Here is a 19,230-nt window from a genome sequence, read left to right on the forward strand (position 1 = left end):
TCAGTGGGAAGTTATGTCTTTCGTTTCGATCACCGTCGCGAACTCGCCGTGCAGGTTCGTGGCCGTGATGGCCGACAGTGTTGCGGCGGGTACGACTGTCCCGTCGAGCGCGACGCGATCGAAGGTGTGCGTCGCGTCTATGACGAAGTAGGTGTCGTAGCTGAGGTTCCCAGCCATCCTCGCGGTGGTCTCACAGCAGTGATTGGTGGTGATTCCGCAGATGACCACCTGGTCGATGTCCTCGCCGCGCAGCCATGCGTCCAGATCGGGAGTTCCGTAGAAGCTCGAATTGACGCGTTTGTGGACGAGCAGATCCGGAATCCCGTCGAGCATGTCCTTGAAGCGATGCCCGTCCTGCGTCGGCGACAACGGCGACTCCGGATTGTCGGAATCGTGCTGAACGAATACCACGGGCCAAGCCCGGGACCGCCAGAACTCAACGAGATCGACAATATTGCTCTCGCACGACGGGTTGTCCCGTGGACCCCAGAATTCCGAGTTTTCGAAACCGGCCTGCACATCGACGACGATCAATGCAGGTCGACGAAGGTCGGCCACCCGGATATCCATGGACATCAACCTATCCGGTGCCGATCGGGACAGCGAAAATCCCGGGTCGAGTTGCGGCCCGGGATTTTCGTCGAACTATCGCGTCGCGAGTTCGTAGATCAACAGTCCGGAGAGCGAGAGGACGGAGACGAGTCCCAGCCACACGCTGACAAAAACGTACCGGTCTGTCCGTGTCGAGTTCTCTGTATCAGGTACAACGATCTATCGTGTAGGCCATGACGACGTCCAGTATTCGGCCGCTCTACGCGCGGTCGGACTCGGACGTGCACGCAGAGAACGACCAGGAGACGGCCATCCGGGAGACGCAGCCGGAAGTGCACGCGACGGGCGTCGGCCGGCTCGGTTGGCGCTGGTTCCTCGCGTCGGCGCTCGCCGCGTGCGTCGCGATCGTTGCGCACGCCTACTTCTTGGGATGGACAACCCCCTTCGGTCTGTTCGGCAACGGAATCGACACCATCGTCTATCGGCACGGTGCGTACGTCGTTCAACAGGGCGAGCCGCTGTACGAGTTCGCATTGTTCGACATCGGCCTACCGTTCACCTACCCGCCCTTCGCGGCGTTGGCCTTCGCCCCGCTCGCCCTTCTCACTGTCACGAGCGCTGTGGCGGTGGTTCAGGCGATCAACCTGTTGCTGATCTACGTGGCCGTGGTCGCGAGCTGGCGCGCGCTCGGATATCGAAGCGCAACAATGTATCTCGTCAGTGTCGGATTGGCAGTGGCACTGACGTGGCTCGAGCCGGTTCGCATGACCATCTGGCTCGGTCAGATCAATTTGCTCTTGCTGGTTCTCGTTCTGCTCGACCTCACCCGCGGCGAGGGCAGTCGTCTCCGCGGCGTGGGTGTCGGCATTGCTGCGGGACTGAAACTGACGCCCGCATTCTTCGTGCTTCATCTACTGGCACAGAGACAGTGGCGGGCAGCCGTTACTGCGATCGCTGCGTTCACAGCAACCGTGCTTGCCGGACTGATCGTCATTCCCGCCGATTCGTGGAGATTCTGGACGTCGACGATGATCGACTCGGAACGAATCGGTGCGCTAGCCTCACCCGCCAACCAGTCGATCCATGGCGCATTGGCTCGACTGTGGCCGGGCAATACACCTCCTTTCGCCGTGTGGCTGGTGCTCGCCGTCGTCGTCGCCGCTCTGGCGCTGTGGGTGGCGGCACGCGCGCAGGCAGCCGGAAAGACGTTGCTGGCCCTGACAATATGTGGAATGGCGACGCCGATGGTCTCGCCTTTCGCGTGGGGCCATCACTGGGTGTGGTGCATCCCGCTGACCGTCCTCGCTCTCGACTACGCCAACCGACACCGAACCTGGTGGAGTTGGCTGGCCCCGATCGCCGTGACCACGCCGATGACTGCCTGGTACTTCACCGACTACCGCGGCATCAAGGCCATCGGAATCTTCATGTTCGAGGGCTCCCCCGCCTTCGAGTTCGCCGTCCAATTCACCTATCCCGCGGTGTTTCTCACGACCCTCGTCGTCGTCTTCGTCGCTCTGAGGATCAGGCCCACCGCGGGCCATGACGATGCTCGCCGATAGGCGCACCCGCGTCCCACAGGTCCGGTGACCGTCCTGCTCACCAGGGATGGGCAGCGATCATCCCTGTATATCTACTGCCCAGGTCATTGACGCTGCATCCGGCCGTGTCCGAGCCCCCGCCCCAGACTTCCAAACCGACTCGTCTGTCGGAAACGCGAAGACAGCGCTACGATCTTCGGTACATCGGACCGAGCGGTCTTGGACATGGAGGGACACAATGCCGTATTTCGGTTTGCTGGTCATGCTGCTGTGGGTGTTCTGTCTGATCGACGCGATCACCGCAGACGAGGGTGGCATCCGCTATCTGCCCAAGATCGTCTGGATTCTGCTCATCGTCTTCCTCCCGTTCGCTGGGTCGTTCGCCTGGCTCGTTGCGGGCCGACCCGTCGGTGCCGGGATCTGGGGAGGTGCCGGCGGGTCCGATTACGGTCGCGCAAGCAACTCCGCGTACCCCGAGTACGAGACGCGGCCGGGCCGTCAGGCCGCCCAGAATCCGGATGCGGACGCCGAATTCCTCCGGCAATGCCGCGAACGCGCCGAGGAACAGCGGCGCATCGAACGCGAGCGTCGTAAGCGCGATCTCGGGTTCTAAGACGCTGCTACTCGACGGGATCGTGGGAATGCGTAGTCGATCAGCGCTGTATCGCAGGCGAGTCGATGGCTCCCCATCTCGACGGTGGCAGCACGATGAATCTGGCCTTGCCTATCACGTTCTCGATGGGGACCGTTCCGCCCAGTTCGTCACGGGAGTGTGCCCTCGAATCTGCTGAGCCGCTTCGGTTGTCGCCCATCATCCACAGATTGCCGGACGGCACGGTCACCGGCCCGAAACAGCGACCGGACTGCGGAACTGTTGCGCAGGTGAGTGTGTCCGCGTCGTAGGGGAAGTCGAACGCGATGTAGGGCTCGTCGAGCGGCTGCCCGTCGACCTCGACTCTTCCTTGCACATCGCAACACTGGACGGTTTGCCCGCCTGTTGCGATCACCCGTTTCACGAGGTCGTTCTCGTCGGGCGCGACGAGTCCGGCCCACGATCCCGCGTCCTGCAACGCCTTCACTCCTGCGTTGCTCGATCGGCTCGACGTGTATCCCCTGTTCCACGACTCCGTCGGAGCCTTGAACACCACCACATCACCCGGCTGCGGATCTCCGAATCGAAACGTCATCTTGTCCACCACGATTCGATCGCCGGTACAACCGGGACAGCCGTGCAGCGTGGGTTCCATGGACTGCGACGGGATGAGATAGACACGGCCGACAAAAGTCTGCAGCAGCACACTCAGTAACAATGCGACCACGACCAGAACCGCCAACTCTCGTAACCAGGACGGCACCCGACGACGGGTCGCATCGGAATTCGCAGCGGCAGTCATAGCAGCAGCCTAGGGCCACAAGTTTGCGTATCGTACTGAGCATGTTGTTTCTCGGCCTCGTGATCGCCGCCATCAGCGCGGCCATGATGACTGTCGCTACGCTGCAGCTGTCACAGGTGAACGAGGGCCACTATCTGCCGATGACCATCGGCAAATTCGCAGTTCGTTCACCGTGGAAAGTGACGGCCCTCCGACTGGGTGCGCAGGCCATCGCGGCCGTGGGTGCATGGATAGTGGCTGTAGCGGTCCACAACCTGACGACTGCTCCTGCTGCCCTCGTTCTTCCAGCGGCGGCCCTGATCCTGCCGATCGCCATACCGGTACTGGTGATCACCGCCCAACACAACCGACGCCTGACGACGTCGGGTATCTGACGCCGATTCACCTACCCACCATGCTGTTTCGGTTCATACTGGGCTGGTGAAACTTGTTGGAGTGAGCGCGGTCGCTGTGGTGTTGCTCGCCTGCGCCTGCTCCCCCGCCGAGGTGGACGAGCCGGAGTCGCCGGTCGCATCGATCAGCCCGACGCAATTCGCCTCTCCGCCACCGCCCATCACCGACGATGTGCCGACCGCAGCCCAGTTGACGGCTCTGTTCGCAGCGAGCGTGGACTACTCGATTCGCGAAGAAGATCGAGCTCGATTGTTCGACGGGCCGGCCGAGAACAACGTGCGGCTCGCACGCGCCTGGGGCGCTCAGCCGGATCCGCAACACATCGAATTCACAACCGTCGCTTCGACCGGTCCCGATTCGGTCGAGGCCATGGGTGTCGGAACTTTCCGAAGCATGGAGGGTTATCCCGTCGGACCGATGTCATTCGTGCGATACGACAATCAGTGGAGAGTCCCGCGTGATGTTGCCTGCAGATTCGTGGGCGCGTTCGACGGCCCTGACGCCTGTCGGTGAGCGTGTCCTCGGCGCGCTCACCGGTTCGGACTGAACCGCTCCAGCCGAAGTCAGTTGACCTCGGGCGCAAGGAAGTACGCGAACACGTAACTGATTGCAGTCAACGCAATTGTCACCATCAGCTGTATTGGCGGCTCCGCGCTGTCCGACGCGACCATCGCCGAGGAAGCGCTCGCCCATGCCAAGAGCCCAGCAACAAATAGTGTCACCACTGCCGCAGTGCACAGGGCAAATCGGTGTCGCCATTGTTTTCGACCGCTCGGTGGCCACGGCACCGCAGTCTTCAGTGCGTACTTGCCGCCGACCACCGCCGCGAATCCCACCAGCAGTCCACCGATTGCGCCGAGTACGGCTGGGAGAGTCAGATCCAACCACTTGCCATCGATGACCGGTGCGATGAGTACCGCAGACGTGACTGCCCCACTCCCGGCGGCCACGCTCAGCTCTCTGCCGACCCAGTCCATGGGACTCACCCAAACACATGGCCTCACCACCCTCGACTCACAAGCAGCCTGGCAAAGAGGGTGAGCGCGGCTATCTGCACCCGATTCAGTTGGATTGGGAGGCAACGGGTGCCCACGCCGAACTGCTCCGGCCGAGTCACGAAACGGGACTGAACCCCGCCGCAAACGCGCGCGCTTTTGTCGAATGGCCCTCTCTGGCGGTCGAAATTGGCGACGAATCCGCGCGCACTTGACGAATGCGCTCGCGTTTGCGGCGCAATCCGGACCAACGCCGCCCCACGGGCATCAACCTAAGAACGCATCCGTCCGTCTATTCGCCGGATGGCCTTCCATCCCGCAGGAGTAGCGACGGTGCAGATGATCGCGCCGAACATGATTCCCTGACTCAGGGCCGACCAGTGGCCGGGGCTGTCTCCGAACACCGGCCACTTGTAGATGATCGCGAGTACAGCGAGGAAGACAACAGCGCGCATAACTCGAACCCTACCTAAACCAACTCTCCGGTATCCTGACTGAACGGGACAAATCAGACCCATACGAGGAGCCTGAGATGCAGAAGCCATTTCGCGAGTGGGTCATGACCGGCGCGTTGAGCAAGAAATGCGGCGCAACTCGCGCCGACTACATCAACGCCCTGGCTCTCGTCCCGGCCGTCGCAATAGGGTTCTTCTTGCTCCACTTCACGATCAACTCAGGATCCACCGCCCTCGATATCGCAGCAGGATGTCTCGGCGGCACCATTACCGGCTGCCTGTATCTCTATCTCGCGTATCGGGTCGATTCGCGCAAGAAGCAAGACCCTGCTCCCGCACCGATACTGGGGGCACGTCCGACACGGCTGTGAGGCACCACCCTCGTAGCCGACTCCCACGCCGACCGGAGTACCTCGAGGCCTCCCTCGAGAGTGGCGTCTACGACTCTGCCAGAGGTCCACGCTCTCGCAGACCTTCGCAAACGCGCGCGCGTTTGCCGAACGCTCCCATAATTGCCACACCATTCCGGGCATTTCTGACAAGTGCGCGCGCGTTTGCGAACTATCCGGACCCGCACCTCCCCGCCGCCCCGCTCACCCCTCTGCCGACGGATCAATGCGACTTTGTTGCACTCCAAGCGACTGCAAGCCACATTGATCCGCAATGGGGAGCCGCGCGAGGGGTCAGCCGCACGTCGGGGAGCCGCGCGAGGGGTCAGCCGCACGTCGGGGAGCCGCGCGAGGGGTCAGCCGCACGTCGGGGGCCGCGCGAGGGGTCAGCGTCGTTTCGACGAGTACATGCGTTCGTCCGCGATGTGCAGTAATTTTTCGGGGCTGACGGGTTTGTCCCAGCTCCATCCGACGCTGACCGATGCGGGTACCGGAACACCGTCGATGAGGTACGGGCCGGCCAGTAGCAACCGCACTCGTGCGGCGAGGCGTTCGACTCCGTCGGCCGATCGGGAGCTACGCAGCAGAGCGACGAATTCGTCGCCTCCGGTGCGGCAGGCGATGTCTCCGGTGCGGAGGTTGGCGCGGATGCGGGCTCCGATGGCGGCGAGCAGTCGGTCGCCTACTGCGTGGCCGTATCGATCGTTGACGGATTTGAAGGAGTCGACGTCGACGAACAGGATTCCGACCGGGTTTTCGTCGGCGGCTTCCTTGAGGGCCTGAAGTTCTGCCATCAACCGTCGGCGATTGGCCAGGCCGGTCAGGTCGTCGATCAACAGTTGGCGCTCGAGTGCCGCCTCGGCTCCCTTCCGGGCGGTGATGTCCTGGATCTGGGCGATGATGATGTCGTCGCCCTCGTTGTCTCGCACCACGGTGGCGTTCCGCTGGACCCAGATGGTGGCTCCGTCCTTGCGGATGTATCTCTTCTCCGATGCCACGCTGGTGAGCGTCCCGTCGGCCAAACCGGCAAGGTGGTGGTCTGCCATCGCGATGTCGTCGGGATGCGTGAGGTCTCGAAAAGTTTTCTGCAGCAGTTCTTCCGAGGTGTATCCGAGGAGATCGCACAGCGCTTTGTTCACTTGCAGCCAGCGGCCGTCGGTTGTCAGTAGCGCTTTGCCAATTGGTGCGTACTCCATCGCGATCTGGAAGAGGCGCACGGCGCGGTCGCGTTCACGTTCGGCTTCGGCTCGGGCGCTGACGTCGACGACCATTTCCGTGAACCCGACGACGACGCCGTCGACGAAGTCGGAAACGTAGGTGGCCTGGGTGACGCGTACGACGCCGTTGACGTCGATGAGTGTGCGGTCGAACTGTTGTTGCTCGCCGGCGAGAGCTCCGGAAATGTAGGGCCTGTTCAGTTCGTACAGCCCCTCACCGAGGAGCTCGCTGATGTGCATACCGACCAGGCGCGCCGGCTCGATGCCGAAGTAGTCGGCATAGACCTTGTTGGCGAAGACGTTGCGCTCCGAGCTGTCCCAGTATCCGATCATCGACGGCAGCTGGTCGATGGCGCGCGCCAGGTGTCCCACTGGATACGTGCGTGGATCGGCCATTGACCACCCCTGGATATTCATTGAGCCGATAACACGACGCTACCGAAAATAGCCCCATCGCGTGGCGTTCGTCTGCGCATCTTGAATAAAACATATGAGTGCGCAAGTGCGCACTCATATGTACAGTGAACGCATGCTTCGGCACAATCACACTTTCCGACGCCTGTTCACCGCACAGGTGGTCGCGCTCGTGGGCACCGGGTTGCTGACGGTGGCGCTCGGGCTCCTGGCCTACGACATCGCCGGAAGCGCCGCCGGAGCCGTCCTCGGTACCGCATTGGCGATCAAGATGATCTCGTATGTGGTTGTGGCACCGGTCGTTTCGTCACTGACCAGCACACTGCCGCGCAAGACCGTCCTCGTGACCGCGGACGTCGTCCGAGCGCTCACCGCGCTGGCGCTCCCCTTCGTCGATCAGGTGTGGCAGGTCTACGTCCTGATATTCGTGCTGCAGGCGGCGTCGGCCACGTTCACACCCACCTTTCAGGCCGTGATCCCGTCCGTCGTGCCGGACGCACGGCAGTACACCCGCGCGCTCACGCTCTCCCGCCTGGCCTACGACCTCGAGTCCCTGGTGAGCCCGCTGATCGCCGCCGCACTGCTGACGGTCGTCACCTTCCACACCCTGTTCGTCGGGACGGCGGTGGGGTTCGTCGTCTCCGCAGCGGTGGTGGTCGGCACAGCCCTTCCCAGATACGTTGCACCACAACACAAGAAACCACTCGACGGCATAGCGACCTTCGTCCGGCAGCGGGAACTCCAGGGTCTGCTGGCATTGAACATCGTGGTCGCCGCAGCCACGGCTCTCGTCCTCGTCAATACCGTTGTCTACGTTCGTGATCTGTTCGGCGGTTCGAGCACCCAATTGGCTGTCGCCCTCGGCTGTTTCGGTGCGGGGTCGATGGCGGCGGCGCTGCTTGTTCCGAGAGCCCTCGAGCGGATCTCCGACCATCGCGTCATGCTCGCCGGTGCCGCCGTCGCTGTCGTTGGCACTGCAGCTGCAGCACTCGTCGCCACCCTCGGCGGCGGGCCGACCGCGTGGACCGCTCTGGCGATCACGTGGTCGATCCTGGGTATCGGCACCTCGCTGATCAACACGCCGTCGGCGAGGATCTTACGCCGAGAGTCGGACGAACACAGCCGAACCTCGATCTTCGCCGCTCAGTTCTCCCTGTCCCATGCGGCGTTTCTGCTCACGTATCCGTTGGCCGGTTGGGTCGGTGCGCAATTAGGACTGCTCGCCGCGGCGACGGTGCTCACGGCCTTGGCTACACTTGCGGCACTGTCCGCAGCACGCCTGTGGAGTCGCTCCCGAATCCCGGTCGCCGCCTCCGCATGAGGAGACGCCGTCCGCAAAGGAGACACCTCGATGCCACCGAAGAAGGAACAGCGCATCAGTCTCCATCACGAGGCACAACCCGACTCCGCGCGACTGGCGACGGCAACCGACACGTTCCGGATGCTGTCCGATCCCACTCGGCTGCACATACTCTGGCTACTCGATCGCGGCCCCGCCGACGTCAGCGAGCTCACCGCGGCCACCGGCACGTCCCGCACTGCCGTCAGCCAACATTTGGCGAAGCTCCGGTTCACCGGTCTGGTCGAGACTCGCCGCGACGGGCGAAACGTCATCTACAACCTCGCCGACGGGCACCTCGCTCGGCTGGTGCGTGAGGGCCTCAATTTTGCCGACCACAAGGTGACCGGTGAACCCCCGCACGAGTGACCTCCGAACCCCAACGCGCCCACAGCAGCCCGTGGAACATGAGACCATGCAGCATGAGTGACGGTGGCGCACGCCCGAAGGCCGATGGCCGCAAGCGGCGGTGGGAACAGCACAACACCGATCGTCGACGCCACATCATCGAGGCCGCGATGACGGTACTGGCCCGTGACATCGCTCCCGGGGAGCGTCTGACCACTGCACAGATCTCGGCCGAGGCGGGCGTTCATCGCACCGGCCTCTACCGGTATTTCAACGATCGCACCGATCTCGACACCGCGATTCAGCGTGCCATCTGTAAGCAGCTGAGCGCTGCGCTGGTCGCCTCGTTCGCATTGACCGGCACTCCACGCGATGTGGTGCATCGTGTCGTGAGTACCTACGTCCGCTGGGTCGCCGAGCATCCGGCGTGGACGCGTTTCGTCGAGCAGGATGTCAGTGCCGAGTCGCCCAGTCCGCTCGAGGAGACCAATGCCCTGCTCGCCGAGCAGCTGGAGGTCAGCGTCGCGGCGTTCCTCGCGTTGGTGAATGCGGATCTGTCGCCGGAGGATTGGTCGCTGGTGCGCCCGTGGGTCGCGGGCCTGGTCTCCGGATGCATGGGCGCGGTCCGCAGCTGGAGCGCGCAAACCGAATCACGCACCGGCCTGGATCATTTCGCAACGTTCCTGGCCGACACCATCTGGCTGCAGGTCAAAGGACTTGGGGCATCACGCGGAATCGCGATACCCCAAGTCCCTCTCGAATCTGTCACCGGCCCACAGACAGCTCAGCCGAACGAGGGCTCACTGCGGTAACGCGACGGTCGTCCGTCGATTCCGAGGGCGCGCCACACGCGCTTGGAGACGCGGTTCATCAGTCCCAGTTCACCGGCGAGCATCCGTACGTCACCGAAGGTGTCGCGCAATGCCTTTCGTGACGATTCACTGTTCCACCACACGGCGTCCACTACCTCGTCGGGGATGTCGAGTTCGCGTCGCATCTGCTTGCTCGGCTTCATGATGACGTCGCACAGCAACCGCATGATGACGGGCGTGAGAATCGAGATCGACGCCTTCTCGAAGGGACCGAGACGAGGAGCCTTGTACCGCAGGTACTGATGCGCGAAGCCGATGTGGCGGGCTTCCTCGGCGATGTGGATCTGCATGACGCGCTGGACCAACGGGTGGCCGACTGAGCCTCCGCGCAGAACGCCCTTCTGCATGTGGTCGATCGGCTCTTCGCCCGCGAGGACGCCGACGAAGAATCCGAACGGTGCCGAGCGGCTGGCGAACACCGTGAGCATCGGCACGATCTTGCGGAACCATCCGGGTCCACCCGGCACGTCGATGCCGATGCGGTTCACCAGCTCCTGGAACATCTGCGTGTGGTGGCACTCTTCGGTGGCCTCGTGCGTCGAGTACCGGAATTCCGGTGAGTCATTGGGCAGCGTCAGGGCGTACTGCATGAGGCCGCTGATGAGGATCTGCTCGAACTGCAGGCCCACCTTGACCATGCTGGCCTGGCGATACATGCCGATGTGGATCTGCCGATCCAGGGGAAGCGACTTGTACCAATCGGTGTGACCGAGAGGATCCTCGTCCGGGAGTACCCACCGGGGATCGTTGGGAACGATCGCGTATTCGGGCTCGTCCCAGGGAATGTCGAGGAAAGCGTCGAAGTGCTGATGCACCGATGCCGTCGACAAGGAGTGCAAGGTGTCTCGGTAGTGCGTTCGTGCGTCGTCGACTGCAGTCATGGTGGTCCTTCCGCCTGCGTCCCGAACAATCTTTACGCTACAGAGCGTCACATATAAATCCCGTTAGTGCAACGGACCGTCGCAGATACTTACCGAAATGTTGCCGAAGACGACGAAAGCCGGCCGACGCGTCGTCGACCGGCTCTCGCCACGAACCCTTACCTCACCAGTGCGGCAGCACCATCAACAGGAAGCCGAGACCGATGAGAACGCCGACCGCTCCGGTGCCGATGGCGAGCGCGGTATCGCTGCGTTCAGCGCGCGGCCCGGAGAGATCCGGGCTTCGATCCGCCCACAGCGCAGACACGATGGCGATGAGGCCGGCTGCGATGCCGAGGCCGGCGGCCCAGAACGACACGATCGACAGAGCGCCGAACATCACGGCAATCTCGGTCACCTGCGTTCGGGTGCGAATATGTCGATTCCACCACCGCGGCAGCACGTCATCCATGTCGTGAGCGTCGAAATCGGGGGATGTCACTGTCACTGCTCTCTCCTTCCTCAGGCTCGCTGAGCTGGGGTTTGTTGCACGAAAGTATGCCTCTCCATTTTGGCACCCGACGCCCGAGAGTGCTAATCCCAGATTAGTTGCATACGCGTTATAACGGCGTAGGCTCACAACGAACACGACGAGGAGGATCCATGCAGATAGATCTCGATGGACGTACTGCCCTGGTGTCCGGCTCCACGCAGGGAATCGGCTTGGCGATCGCTACAGCGCTTGCACAGTCGGGTGCCCGCGTGGTGATCAACGGGCGTTCGCAGGCCACCGTGGACAAAGCCGAGCAGCAGATACTCGACACCGTTCCGGGCGCGCGTGTCATCGGCGTCGCCGCCGACCTCGCCACCGCCGAGGGCGTCGAGCAACTCACCGCGCGCGTCCCCGCGGTCGACATCCTCGTCAACAACCTCGGCATCTTCGGATCCAAGCCCGCCCTCGAGATCGACGACGACGAATGGCGTCGCTACTTCGAGGTCAACGTGCTCTCGGCCGTCCGCCTGATCCGCACCTACCTGCCCGGGATGATGGAATTCGGTTGGGGTCGAGTGCAGAACATCTGTAGCGACTCCGCCGTGGTCATTCCCGAGGAGATGATCCACTACGGCATGACGAAGACCGCGTTGCTGGCCGTGAGTCGCGGATTCGCCAAAGCTGCTGCCGGGACCGGAGTTACCGTCAATTCCGTCATCGTCGGCCCCACCCATACCGGCGGGGTGGAGGATTTCGTGGCCGAGCTCGTCGGCGACGACCTCCCGTGGGACGAGGCTCAGGCGACCTTCATGAAGAACCATCGCCCGAACTCGTTGATAGGCAGACTGATCGAGCCCGAGGAAGTCGGCAACATGATCGTCTACTTGAGCTCGGATCAGGCGTCGGCCACCACCGGTGGCGCTCTGCGGGTCGACGGCGGTTACGTCGACTCCATCCTGCCCTGATCGAGCACTGTCAGCGGCTGCGGCGCAGCATCTTTCGGCGGTACATGTCGGCGTCGGCAACCTGGGTCAGCGCCTCGAGTACGTCGGGTCCAGGGGAACCGACGGCGATACCGTACGTGACCGAGACAACATGCCCGTCGACGAGTTCCTGCGCGAGAGTGTCGATCTGCGCCGTGTCGAGTCCGGCGACGAGGACGATGAACTCGTCGCCGCCGAGCCGGGCGATCACACTTCCGGCCGGTACTTTCTCGGTCAGTGCGTCGGCGAGCCAGATGAGAATGCGGTCGCCTGCAGCGTGGCCGTCCCTGTCATTGACCGCTTTGAAGTGGTCGACATCGAACACGATCGCGGCGATGTTCTCGGATCGACGAGCCGCTCGGGCAGCGAGATTCGTCGCCGCGTCGACGGCACCGGCGCGGTTGAACACCCCGGTGAGCGGGTCACGGAGAGCGCCTGCGATCAGGGCGGCACCGAGAGCGCCGAACACCTCGGCGGCAGCGAGAATGCACACGACGTAGAGCGCGCCCCACAGCATCGGTGCCGGGGCAGGCGCGAGCAGCAGTGCCGTGGCCGACAGCAGAGCCAACGCCACACACAGGACCCGTGCCACGACGACGGGGTACGTCGCGCGCAGGTAGAGCGCCAGAAACATCGCGGGAATCAGCGCCCACACCTGGGCAGCGAGATTCTGATGGGTCAGCATCGTCAGCGCTGGAGCCAGTGCCGCACAGGCAATCGCGATCCCCTGCCGCACCGGGCCTGGTCGACGAGACAGGATCGCGACGAATCCCACCGCAGCGACCACTGCGGCCCACATCTCACCCACAGCCCCGGCACCGTTCGTGTCGGCCCAGGATGCGAAAACCGCGGCTGAATAGAGCACCAGCTGTACAGCGAGAAGGGACGACAGAACGCGGCGACGCGAGTCGATCACCACCGACCCCGCGTTCGCCGGCTGCCTGTTTCGCCGTGGGGACACAGCTCATCATCGCCGCCTACCCGCTGGCGTTACCGGACCGCCCCGTACTTTTCCTGCACCAGCAACACGATCAGCCCAAAAAGCGGGCACGCTGTGGCGGCATTCACCGCCGCCGATGAGCTCGTTCGATGCGAAAGTCGTCGCAGGCAACGGAACGGCGGGGTCGTGGTCGAGACAGGCGCCGTGCGCCCTGGCAGGGTATTGGCCATGCCCTCGTTCCCGCACGTTCCGCATCCGAGTTCGGTGCACGGTACGGCGGGTCTACGGACGCGGCTGTTGATGTACTTTCTGCTGGCCACAACCGGTCTCTATGCAGTGGGGGTGATCTTGACGTTGCTGCCTCACGGGGACCGGGTGACGTCCGATGTCACCGGTGGTGTCGTGGCTGTCGGTCTGGGAGCGGCCGGCGTGGTGATGCTGTGGGTTCGGCCCGGTACCGCGGTGGCGCTTCGGCTTGCCCTGGCCGCGGCGATGGTGGCGACACCCGCGGTGATGGCGTTCCATCGGCTCGCGGCGGCGCAGAGCCAGTGTCTGATCGCGGCGATGTTTCTGGCGATGTACATCCGTGCGTTCCATCGGGACGGACCCGGCAGAGTGCTGGTCGGCGTGCTCGTGGTGAGTGTGCTGTCTGCGGTGTGGGTTTCTCCTGCTCCGATGTATCCAATTTCGTACCTGATCTTCGGCGTCGCGGTGATTGCCGCAGGCGAGGCGTTCGGTGTGGTGACCAAGGCTCTCATCGTGGCGTCGTGCACCGATCCTCTGACCGGAGTGTTCAACCGGGCGGGATGGGAGATGGCCGCGGCGGAGGTGGCAGGCAACAGGACTGCGGAGCTTCCGGTCGCGGTGGTGATCGTCGACGTGGACAATTTCAAGGCCGTCAACGATTCGGGCGGACATCGTGCGGGTGACGAACTGCTGATCGATCTGGCGCAGTCCTGGACCCGCGCAGCTCCCTCCGACGCCGTGATCGCTCGTCTGGGTGGTGACGAGTTCGCGGCGCTCCTGACAGGGCACAGCCGTGATGTGGTCGACGAGTTCGCCCGGATCACCACCGAGTCGTTGCCCTACGCCAGCGTCGGAACAGCTCAGTCCACGGATCCGCAGGAGTCTGTCTCGGACATTCTCGCCCGCGCGGACGAGAATCTGTACGGCGTCAAACATGTTCGCCGAGAACGCCCTTGAGGATCCAGTCGACGGTGCCCTGGAGAAACCACCACGCCGCCAAAGCAAATCCCTACCCGCATCGCTGCCGCGTCAGTTCCCGGCTACCTCGGTAGCCCGAGCGAGTCCGTCGACGAGGGTGGGCAGGAAGTACGGAATCGACAGTGCCGTCGGGCCTACTGCAGCACCGGCTTCCTGCCCGACGAATCCTGCCACTGCTCCCCCGGCGACGGCCGGGATCTGTCGCGTCACCGGTGATCCCGTGAATTCGGCCAGTGCAGCGTCGGTGTCGACCTGAGTGAACACCACGTCGGCGTCGATCTTCGAGATGTTCTCCGCCGAGACGGTGGTCGAGAACGTCGAGTCGCCGCTCGCCAGGGCCGTCACCGACGGGTCCGAGGTGAAGCCGAGATTCTCGAGCAACTCCACCCGCGGGTCGGACGGCAGCAGCAGGTAGTAGACATCTGCGGCCTCGGACACGTAAGCGATTGTGCGGCCATCGAACTCGGGGTGTTGCGAGCCTGCATCGGTGACCTGCTTGTCCAGATCGGCCACGAGATCTCGAGCCCGATCCGGTACGCCCAGCACGTCGCCCGTGGTGGTGATGACATCGCGCCACGGCGTAGACCACAGCTCTTCCGGCGGGGCGATGACGGGAATTCCGGCGTCGGTCACCGCGTCGTACTCGGCCTGGGTCAGACCCGAATGCGGGGCGAGCAGAACGTCGGGGTCGGCGGCGAGCACCTTCTCGACCGTCAATGCGTTGGTGACGTTGTCCAGCAACGTCGGAGCGGGGCCACCGCTCGCGTCGATGGCGTCGGAGATCCACGGATAGATCAGGTCGTCGCCGCCGCCGTATTCGGCCGACGGCATGGCCACCGGCACCACACCCAGTGCGAGCACGGCGTCGGTGGTGCCGAAGCCCCACGTGGCAATCCGCTCGGGCACGGCGTCGAGTGTGGTCTCGCCGTACATGTGCTGCACGGTCAACGGAAACGAGTCGGTGGACGATGCGGCGGGGGCGGAAGCGTCGTCGGCATCGGACGAGCTGCAGCTCACCAGAGCGAGCGAGGTGAGCACAGCGGCGGCGAGGCTGGTCAGTACACGATGAGTCATGAAAAGTCCTGTATGTCGGGGTAGTGACTAGAGGTTAGCCTTAGCTTGCTTGAACCGCGAATCGGGCTCCCAGGAACCTCCCAGCCGGAGCCCAGGGTTCTCCCCGGATCTCCGCAGAGTATTGGCACTACCGAAACATTCAGTGCCACATCGAAGGAGACTGAGCGCGATGCCTCGCATTCCCGAACCCACGAACACCCCCGACGGACCCGCGTACGAAGGTCGACTGCTCGACCGTCCCGACGAGGAGGTGGTCGATCAGGGTGCCGCGTTCGACATCACCACCCTCCTGACCCGTCGCCGCGTTCTGAGCATCGTCGGAGCCGGTGCCGGAGCACTCGCCCTCGCGGCGTGCTCGAGCACGTCGAACGCCGGAAGTACCACCACCACAGCTGCATCCACGACGGCGACCACCGCCTCGGCCACGAGCGAGATTCCACAGGAGACCAACGGCCCGTATCCCGCCGACGGCACCAACGGCGTCAACGTTCTCGAAGAATCGGGAATCGTTCGCCGAGACGTGACGTCGAGCCTCGACGGCGGCACCACGGTCAGCGGTGTCCCACTGTCGTTCACGTTCACCCTCACCGACATGGCGAACGACAACCGCCCCTTCGAGGGGGCAGCGGTGTACCTGTGGCAGTGCGACGCGAACGGCAAGTACTCGATGTACTCCGAGGGTGCCGAGGACGAGACGTACCTACGCGGTGTGCAGGCGGCCGATGCGAGCGGGAGCGCCACCTTCGACACCATCGTGCCCGGCTGCTACTCCGGCCGCTGGACGCACATGCACTTCGAGGTCTACCCCGACGCAGCGTCGGCAACCAACGCGGAGAACGCAATTGCCACCTCGCAGGTCGCCTTTCCGCAGGAGATCCTGAACGACATCTACCAGCTCGACACCTATCCGGGCTCCGCGAGCAACCTCGCCCAGCTCGGCAGTCTCGACAACGACAACGTGTTCGGTGACGGCTACGACCTGGAGATGGGCACCTTCACCGGCGACCCCACGAGCGGCTACGTCGGCTCGCTGGCAGTCGCGATCGACACCACCACCGAACCCGCCATGAGCGCAGCGCCTTCCGGCGGCGGTGCGGGCGGCGGCGGCGGACAACCGCCGATGGGCGGCACACCCCCGGCCGGCGGACCTGCCGGAACCGCTCCCACCAACTGACCCTCCCCGACACTACCCACCGAAGGAAACATCATGTTGCACAACCTCACTGGATGGCACGCCCTCGTCGTTCTCGCCATCGTTCTGCTCGTGTTCGGTTCGACCAAACTCCCCTCGCTCGCCAAGGGTGTCGGCCAGTCGATGCGCATCCTCAAAGACGAAGTGCGTGATGACAAAACGAAGACATCGACGACGCCCGATGACGTCTCGGTCCCGGTTCCATACCGACACGCCTCATGACCGCAGCCACCGCCGTGCGGGGTGCGATGCCCCTTGCCGGGCACATGCGCGAGGCACGTCGCCGTGCGATCCGTGCGGCGGTGTCGCTGCTCGTCGGCGTCGTGATCGGCTTCGCGACCTCCGATCGGATTCTCGACATCCTCCGCGGCCCCGTCGAGGAACTGGCGCTGTCCCGCCAGGCCAGCCTCAACTTCGAGACCGTCACGGGCGCATTCGATCTCCAGCTGCGGATCGCACTGTTCACCGGCGTCATCGTGTCGAGTCCGGTGTGGTTGCGGGAGATTTTCGCTTATCTCACTCCAGGATTGACCCGTCGCGAGAATAAGTACGTACTCGGCTTCTCCGCGGCTGCTACCCCACTGTTCGTCGCCGGCTGCGCATTCGGGTTCACCATCTTTCCTCGTATGGTGAGCGTGCTCGCGGGCTTCTCGTCCGACGAGGACAGCACCATCCTCAACGCGTCGTACTACGTGGATTTCGTCATGAAGATCGTGTTGGCAACCGGTATCGCCTTCGTCCTGCCGGCAGTGTTGGTCATGCTGAACTGCCTCGGCATCGTCTCCGCGCACAGGCTACGCAGCAGTTGGCGTGTCAGCGCGGTGGCGATCGCCCTGTTCAGCGCGCTGGTCACCCCCGCGGCAGACGTGCTGTCCATGTTCCTCGTCGCGCTGCCGATGGTCACTTTGTTCGGCGCTGCTCTCGCGATCACCGAGATACACGACAGACGATCGTCCAGACGTGCTATTGCACAGGAGAATTCATCATGTTCGGCCTGACATTCGAGAAATTGTTGCTCGTCGCGATCATTGCGGGGTTCGTCCTCGGCCCGCAACGACTGCCTGACTACGCCCACCGACTCGGACGGGCGGTGCGCACGCTGCGGCACTTCGTCGACAGCACCCGCAGCACAGCGGAGGCCGAGATGGGCGTCCCGCTGCGCCGCAGCGAGTGGGAGTCGTTGGACCTCAGACAGTACGACCCACGCCGCATCGTCGCCGACGCACTGCGAGAGAACGACGCTCTGCGAGAGAACGACACGGGGACGCCGACCGATCCAGAACTGGTCGCAGAGGCCGCCCGAGTGCGACCCGGTCAGAAGTATCTGATCACGGGACCGTCGTCGCATCCGCGTCGCGTGCTCATCGAGTCACTGCCCGAGAACGATCCACGCCGGCTCGCTGCCGAGGCATCGACGCGCGAAAGTGCGTGCTGAGGCGGTAAATTGTCGGCTCAGCAGCTAGGACTCCAGGAGAGTGAACGCCGATGTCCGATCACCGTGCACACGAGTTCGAGATCCCCACGATCGACATCGACCCCTTCGCCTCGGGCAGTACGGCCGATGCGGTAGCCCGAGGTCGCGTGGTGGCCGAGATCGACGACGCCTGCACCCGTTCCGGATTCATGCAGATCACCGGGCACGGCATCGGAGACGACGTGCTCGACGGTCTGGCGCGGTCCATCGACTCGTTCTTCGCGCTGCCGCTTGCGACCAAGAACGAGTACCGGATACCCGACGCGAATCGTGGATACAGCCCGCCCAAGAGCGAATCATTGAGCCTCAGTGTGGGAGTCGAGTCGGCGTCGCGAATGAACGACTTCTTCGAGGCATTCAATGTGGGGGTGGAAGCGCGGTCCTTCGACTCCCTCGATCTGGACGAATCGGATTACGGGATCAACGTGTGGCCCGACGAGCTGCCAGATTTTCGCCGCGACGTCGACAGATATTTTGCCGAGGCGTCTCGGGTCGCCCGCACTCTTACCGGAATCTTCGCTGCGGCACTCGAGCTACCGGTCGACTTCTTCGACACGCTCACCGACCACTCGATCGACGTGCTGCGGATGAGCAACTACGCCCTGCCCGAGGGCATGGTCACCCTCGACGGTGACCTCACCGGGATGGGCGAGCACACCGATTTCGGGATCGTGACGGTGTTGTGGGCCGACCAGGTGGCCGGTCTTCAGGTGCTGGGTACCGACCGCGTGTGGCACGACGTCACTCCTCGCGACGGAGCGCTGTTGGTGAACCTGGGAGACCTCACTGCGCGATTGACCAACGACCGGTGGCTGTCCACTCTGCATCGCGTCAAGCCACCCGTCGTCGACGGCACCATCGTGCGTCGGCGGTCGGCGGCGTTCTTCCACGACGGCAATGTCGACGCGGTGATCTCCACGTTGCCGTCGCACCTCGACGCGGATTCCGGCCTGGCGTACGAGCCGGTGTCGGTACGCGATCACATCGCCGCCAAGCTCGCCGGATCGCGGCAGGGCAAGGCGAATGTCGGCGCGGTCCGCGAGGCCGCACGCGTCCGCGCGGCGGAAGGCCGATGACGGAC

The 19,230-nt window shown here is 63.8% G+C and carries 24 protein-coding genes; 15 read left to right on the forward strand and 9 right to left on the reverse strand.

Annotated elements, in window-relative coordinates:
* A complete protein-coding gene (locus AB0O58_RS02545; protein ID WP_287454488.1) occupies positions 1-570 on the reverse strand; it encodes a cysteine hydrolase family protein in 570 nt (189 codons plus the stop codon).
* 215 nt (positions 571-785) lie between these two features.
* On the opposite strand from AB0O58_RS02545, the gene AB0O58_RS02550 reads away from it, so the two are divergent.
* Together AB0O58_RS02550 and AB0O58_RS02555 are read left to right on the forward strand one after the other, a co-directional pair.
* Positions 786-2,114, forward strand: coding sequence for a glycosyltransferase 87 family protein (locus AB0O58_RS02550; protein ID WP_080733388.1), 1,329 nt, complete (start codon positions 786-788; stop codon positions 2,112-2,114).
* Positions 2,115-2,331: 217 nt separating this feature from the next.
* The gene (locus AB0O58_RS02555) at positions 2,332-2,706 is read left to right on the forward strand and encodes a PLD nuclease N-terminal domain-containing protein (RefSeq protein ID WP_366237814.1); all 375 of its coding nucleotides are present in this window, start codon (positions 2,332-2,334) and stop codon (positions 2,704-2,706) included.
* Between the two features lie 40 nt (positions 2,707-2,746).
* Here the strand turns inward: AB0O58_RS02555 and lepB are convergent, their stop codons facing one another.
* Complete coding sequence (gene lepB / locus AB0O58_RS02560; protein WP_287454485.1) at positions 2,747-3,487, reverse strand: signal peptidase I; 741 nt, start codon at positions 3,485-3,487, stop codon at positions 2,747-2,749.
* Between the two features lie 41 nt (positions 3,488-3,528).
* Between lepB and AB0O58_RS02565 the strand changes: the two genes are divergently transcribed.
* Both AB0O58_RS02565 and AB0O58_RS02570 read left to right on the forward strand, forming a co-directional pair.
* Positions 3,529-3,861 carry a hypothetical protein gene (locus AB0O58_RS02565; RefSeq protein ID WP_032366948.1) on the forward strand — a complete coding sequence of 111 codons (333 nt, stop codon included), beginning with the start codon at positions 3,529-3,531 and terminating at the stop codon, positions 3,859-3,861.
* Positions 3,862-3,907: 46 nt separating this feature from the next.
* Positions 3,908-4,393, forward strand: coding sequence for a hypothetical protein (locus AB0O58_RS02570; RefSeq protein WP_230593454.1), 486 nt, complete (start codon positions 3,908-3,910; stop codon positions 4,391-4,393).
* Between the two features lie 50 nt (positions 4,394-4,443).
* Here the strand turns inward: AB0O58_RS02570 and AB0O58_RS02575 are convergent, their stop codons facing one another.
* Both AB0O58_RS02575 and AB0O58_RS02580 read right to left on the reverse strand, forming a co-directional pair.
* A complete protein-coding gene (locus AB0O58_RS02575; RefSeq protein WP_366237815.1) occupies positions 4,444-4,857 on the reverse strand; it encodes a hypothetical protein in 414 nt (137 codons plus the stop codon).
* A 290-nt stretch (positions 4,858-5,147) separates the two neighbouring features.
* Entirely contained in the window at positions 5,148-5,330 is a 183-nt protein-coding gene (locus AB0O58_RS02580) for a hypothetical protein (RefSeq protein WP_027495532.1), read from the reverse strand.
* Positions 5,331-5,407: 77 nt separating this feature from the next.
* Here AB0O58_RS02580 and AB0O58_RS02585 point away from each other — a divergent pair, with 77 nt between their 5' ends.
* On the forward strand, positions 5,408-5,701 hold the full coding sequence (locus AB0O58_RS02585; RefSeq protein WP_032374949.1) for a hypothetical protein: 294 nt from the start codon (positions 5,408-5,410) through the stop codon (positions 5,699-5,701).
* Between the two features lie 404 nt (positions 5,702-6,105).
* Here the strand turns inward: AB0O58_RS02585 and AB0O58_RS02590 are convergent, their stop codons facing one another.
* Complete coding sequence (locus AB0O58_RS02590; protein WP_363797549.1) at positions 6,106-7,332, reverse strand: PAS domain S-box protein; 1,227 nt, start codon at positions 7,330-7,332, stop codon at positions 6,106-6,108.
* A gap of 133 nt (positions 7,333-7,465) precedes the next feature.
* On the opposite strand from AB0O58_RS02590, the gene AB0O58_RS02595 reads away from it, so the two are divergent.
* The 3 genes from AB0O58_RS02595 to AB0O58_RS02605 are packed head-to-tail and all read left to right on the forward strand — an operon-like array spanning position 7,466 to position 9,849.
* Complete coding sequence (locus AB0O58_RS02595) at positions 7,466-8,671, forward strand: MFS transporter (protein WP_206498711.1); 1,206 nt, start codon at positions 7,466-7,468, stop codon at positions 8,669-8,671.
* Positions 8,672-8,701: 30 nt separating this feature from the next.
* The gene (locus AB0O58_RS02600; protein ID WP_032366952.1) at positions 8,702-9,058 is read left to right on the forward strand and encodes a metalloregulator ArsR/SmtB family transcription factor; all 357 of its coding nucleotides are present in this window, start codon (positions 8,702-8,704) and stop codon (positions 9,056-9,058) included.
* A gap of 53 nt (positions 9,059-9,111) precedes the next feature.
* On the forward strand, positions 9,112-9,849 hold the full coding sequence (locus AB0O58_RS02605; RefSeq protein ID WP_052057102.1) for a TetR/AcrR family transcriptional regulator: 738 nt from the start codon (positions 9,112-9,114) through the stop codon (positions 9,847-9,849).
* On the opposite strand, the gene AB0O58_RS02610 is transcribed toward AB0O58_RS02605, so the two are convergent.
* Positions 9,822-10,790, reverse strand: a complete 969-nt coding sequence (locus AB0O58_RS02610; protein ID WP_032366953.1) for a diiron oxygenase — start codon at positions 10,788-10,790, stop codon at positions 9,822-9,824. The genes AB0O58_RS02605 and AB0O58_RS02610 overlap by 28 nt on opposite strands.
* Before the next feature lie 163 nt (positions 10,791-10,953).
* Positions 10,954-11,277 carry a hypothetical protein gene (locus tag AB0O58_RS02615; protein WP_288122925.1) on the reverse strand — a complete coding sequence of 108 codons (324 nt, stop codon included), beginning with the start codon at positions 11,275-11,277 and terminating at the stop codon, positions 10,954-10,956.
* Between the two features lie 155 nt (positions 11,278-11,432).
* Between AB0O58_RS02615 and AB0O58_RS02620 the strand changes: the two genes are divergently transcribed.
* Positions 11,433-12,227 carry an SDR family oxidoreductase gene (locus tag AB0O58_RS02620; protein WP_366237816.1) on the forward strand — a complete coding sequence of 265 codons (795 nt, stop codon included), beginning with the start codon at positions 11,433-11,435 and terminating at the stop codon, positions 12,225-12,227.
* A 10-nt stretch (positions 12,228-12,237) separates the two neighbouring features.
* Here the strand turns inward: AB0O58_RS02620 and AB0O58_RS02625 are convergent, their stop codons facing one another.
* A complete protein-coding gene (locus tag AB0O58_RS02625; RefSeq protein WP_366237817.1) occupies positions 12,238-13,164 on the reverse strand; it encodes a GGDEF domain-containing protein in 927 nt (308 codons plus the stop codon).
* 249 nt (positions 13,165-13,413) lie between these two features.
* Between AB0O58_RS02625 and AB0O58_RS02630 the strand changes: the two genes are divergently transcribed.
* Positions 13,414-14,388 (forward strand): GGDEF domain-containing protein, encoded by a 975-nt coding sequence (locus AB0O58_RS02630; protein WP_366237818.1) that lies wholly within the window; start codon positions 13,414-13,416, stop codon positions 14,386-14,388.
* 72 nt (positions 14,389-14,460) lie between these two features.
* Here AB0O58_RS02630 and AB0O58_RS02635 read toward each other — a convergent pair whose 3' ends face one another.
* Entirely contained in the window at positions 14,461-15,483 is a 1,023-nt protein-coding gene (locus tag AB0O58_RS02635; RefSeq protein WP_366237819.1) for an ABC transporter substrate-binding protein, read from the reverse strand.
* Between the two features lie 169 nt (positions 15,484-15,652).
* Between AB0O58_RS02635 and AB0O58_RS02640 the strand changes: the two genes are divergently transcribed.
* From AB0O58_RS02640 to AB0O58_RS02660, 5 genes are read left to right on the forward strand one after another with little or no spacing between them, the layout of a single operon-like run.
* Positions 15,653-16,657 carry a 3,4-dioxygenase subunit beta gene (locus AB0O58_RS02640; RefSeq protein WP_032374947.1) on the forward strand — a complete coding sequence of 335 codons (1,005 nt, stop codon included), beginning with the start codon at positions 15,653-15,655 and terminating at the stop codon, positions 16,655-16,657.
* Between the two features lie 33 nt (positions 16,658-16,690).
* Positions 16,691-16,897, forward strand: coding sequence for a twin-arginine translocase TatA/TatE family subunit (gene tatA, locus AB0O58_RS02645; protein ID WP_027495512.1), 207 nt, complete (start codon positions 16,691-16,693; stop codon positions 16,895-16,897).
* Positions 16,894-17,673 (forward strand): twin-arginine translocase subunit TatC, encoded by a 780-nt coding sequence (gene tatC, locus AB0O58_RS02650; protein ID WP_288124080.1) that lies wholly within the window; start codon positions 16,894-16,896, stop codon positions 17,671-17,673. Before tatA ends, tatC begins: the two co-directional genes overlap by 4 nt.
* Positions 17,661-18,110 (forward strand): twin-arginine translocase TatA/TatE family subunit, encoded by a 450-nt coding sequence (locus tag AB0O58_RS02655; protein ID WP_288124082.1) that lies wholly within the window; start codon positions 17,661-17,663, stop codon positions 18,108-18,110. Before tatC ends, AB0O58_RS02655 begins: the two co-directional genes overlap by 13 nt.
* Positions 18,111-18,160: 50 nt before the next feature.
* Positions 18,161-19,225, forward strand: a complete 1,065-nt coding sequence (locus AB0O58_RS02660) for a 2-oxoglutarate and iron-dependent oxygenase domain-containing protein (RefSeq protein WP_288124083.1) — start codon at positions 18,161-18,163, stop codon at positions 19,223-19,225.
* Positions 19,226-19,230: the final 5 nt, after the last annotated feature.

Source organism: Rhodococcus sp. NPDC080181 (assembly GCF_040702225.1).
GTDB lineage: Bacteria > Actinomycetota > Actinomycetes > Mycobacteriales > Mycobacteriaceae > Rhodococcoides > Rhodococcoides fascians.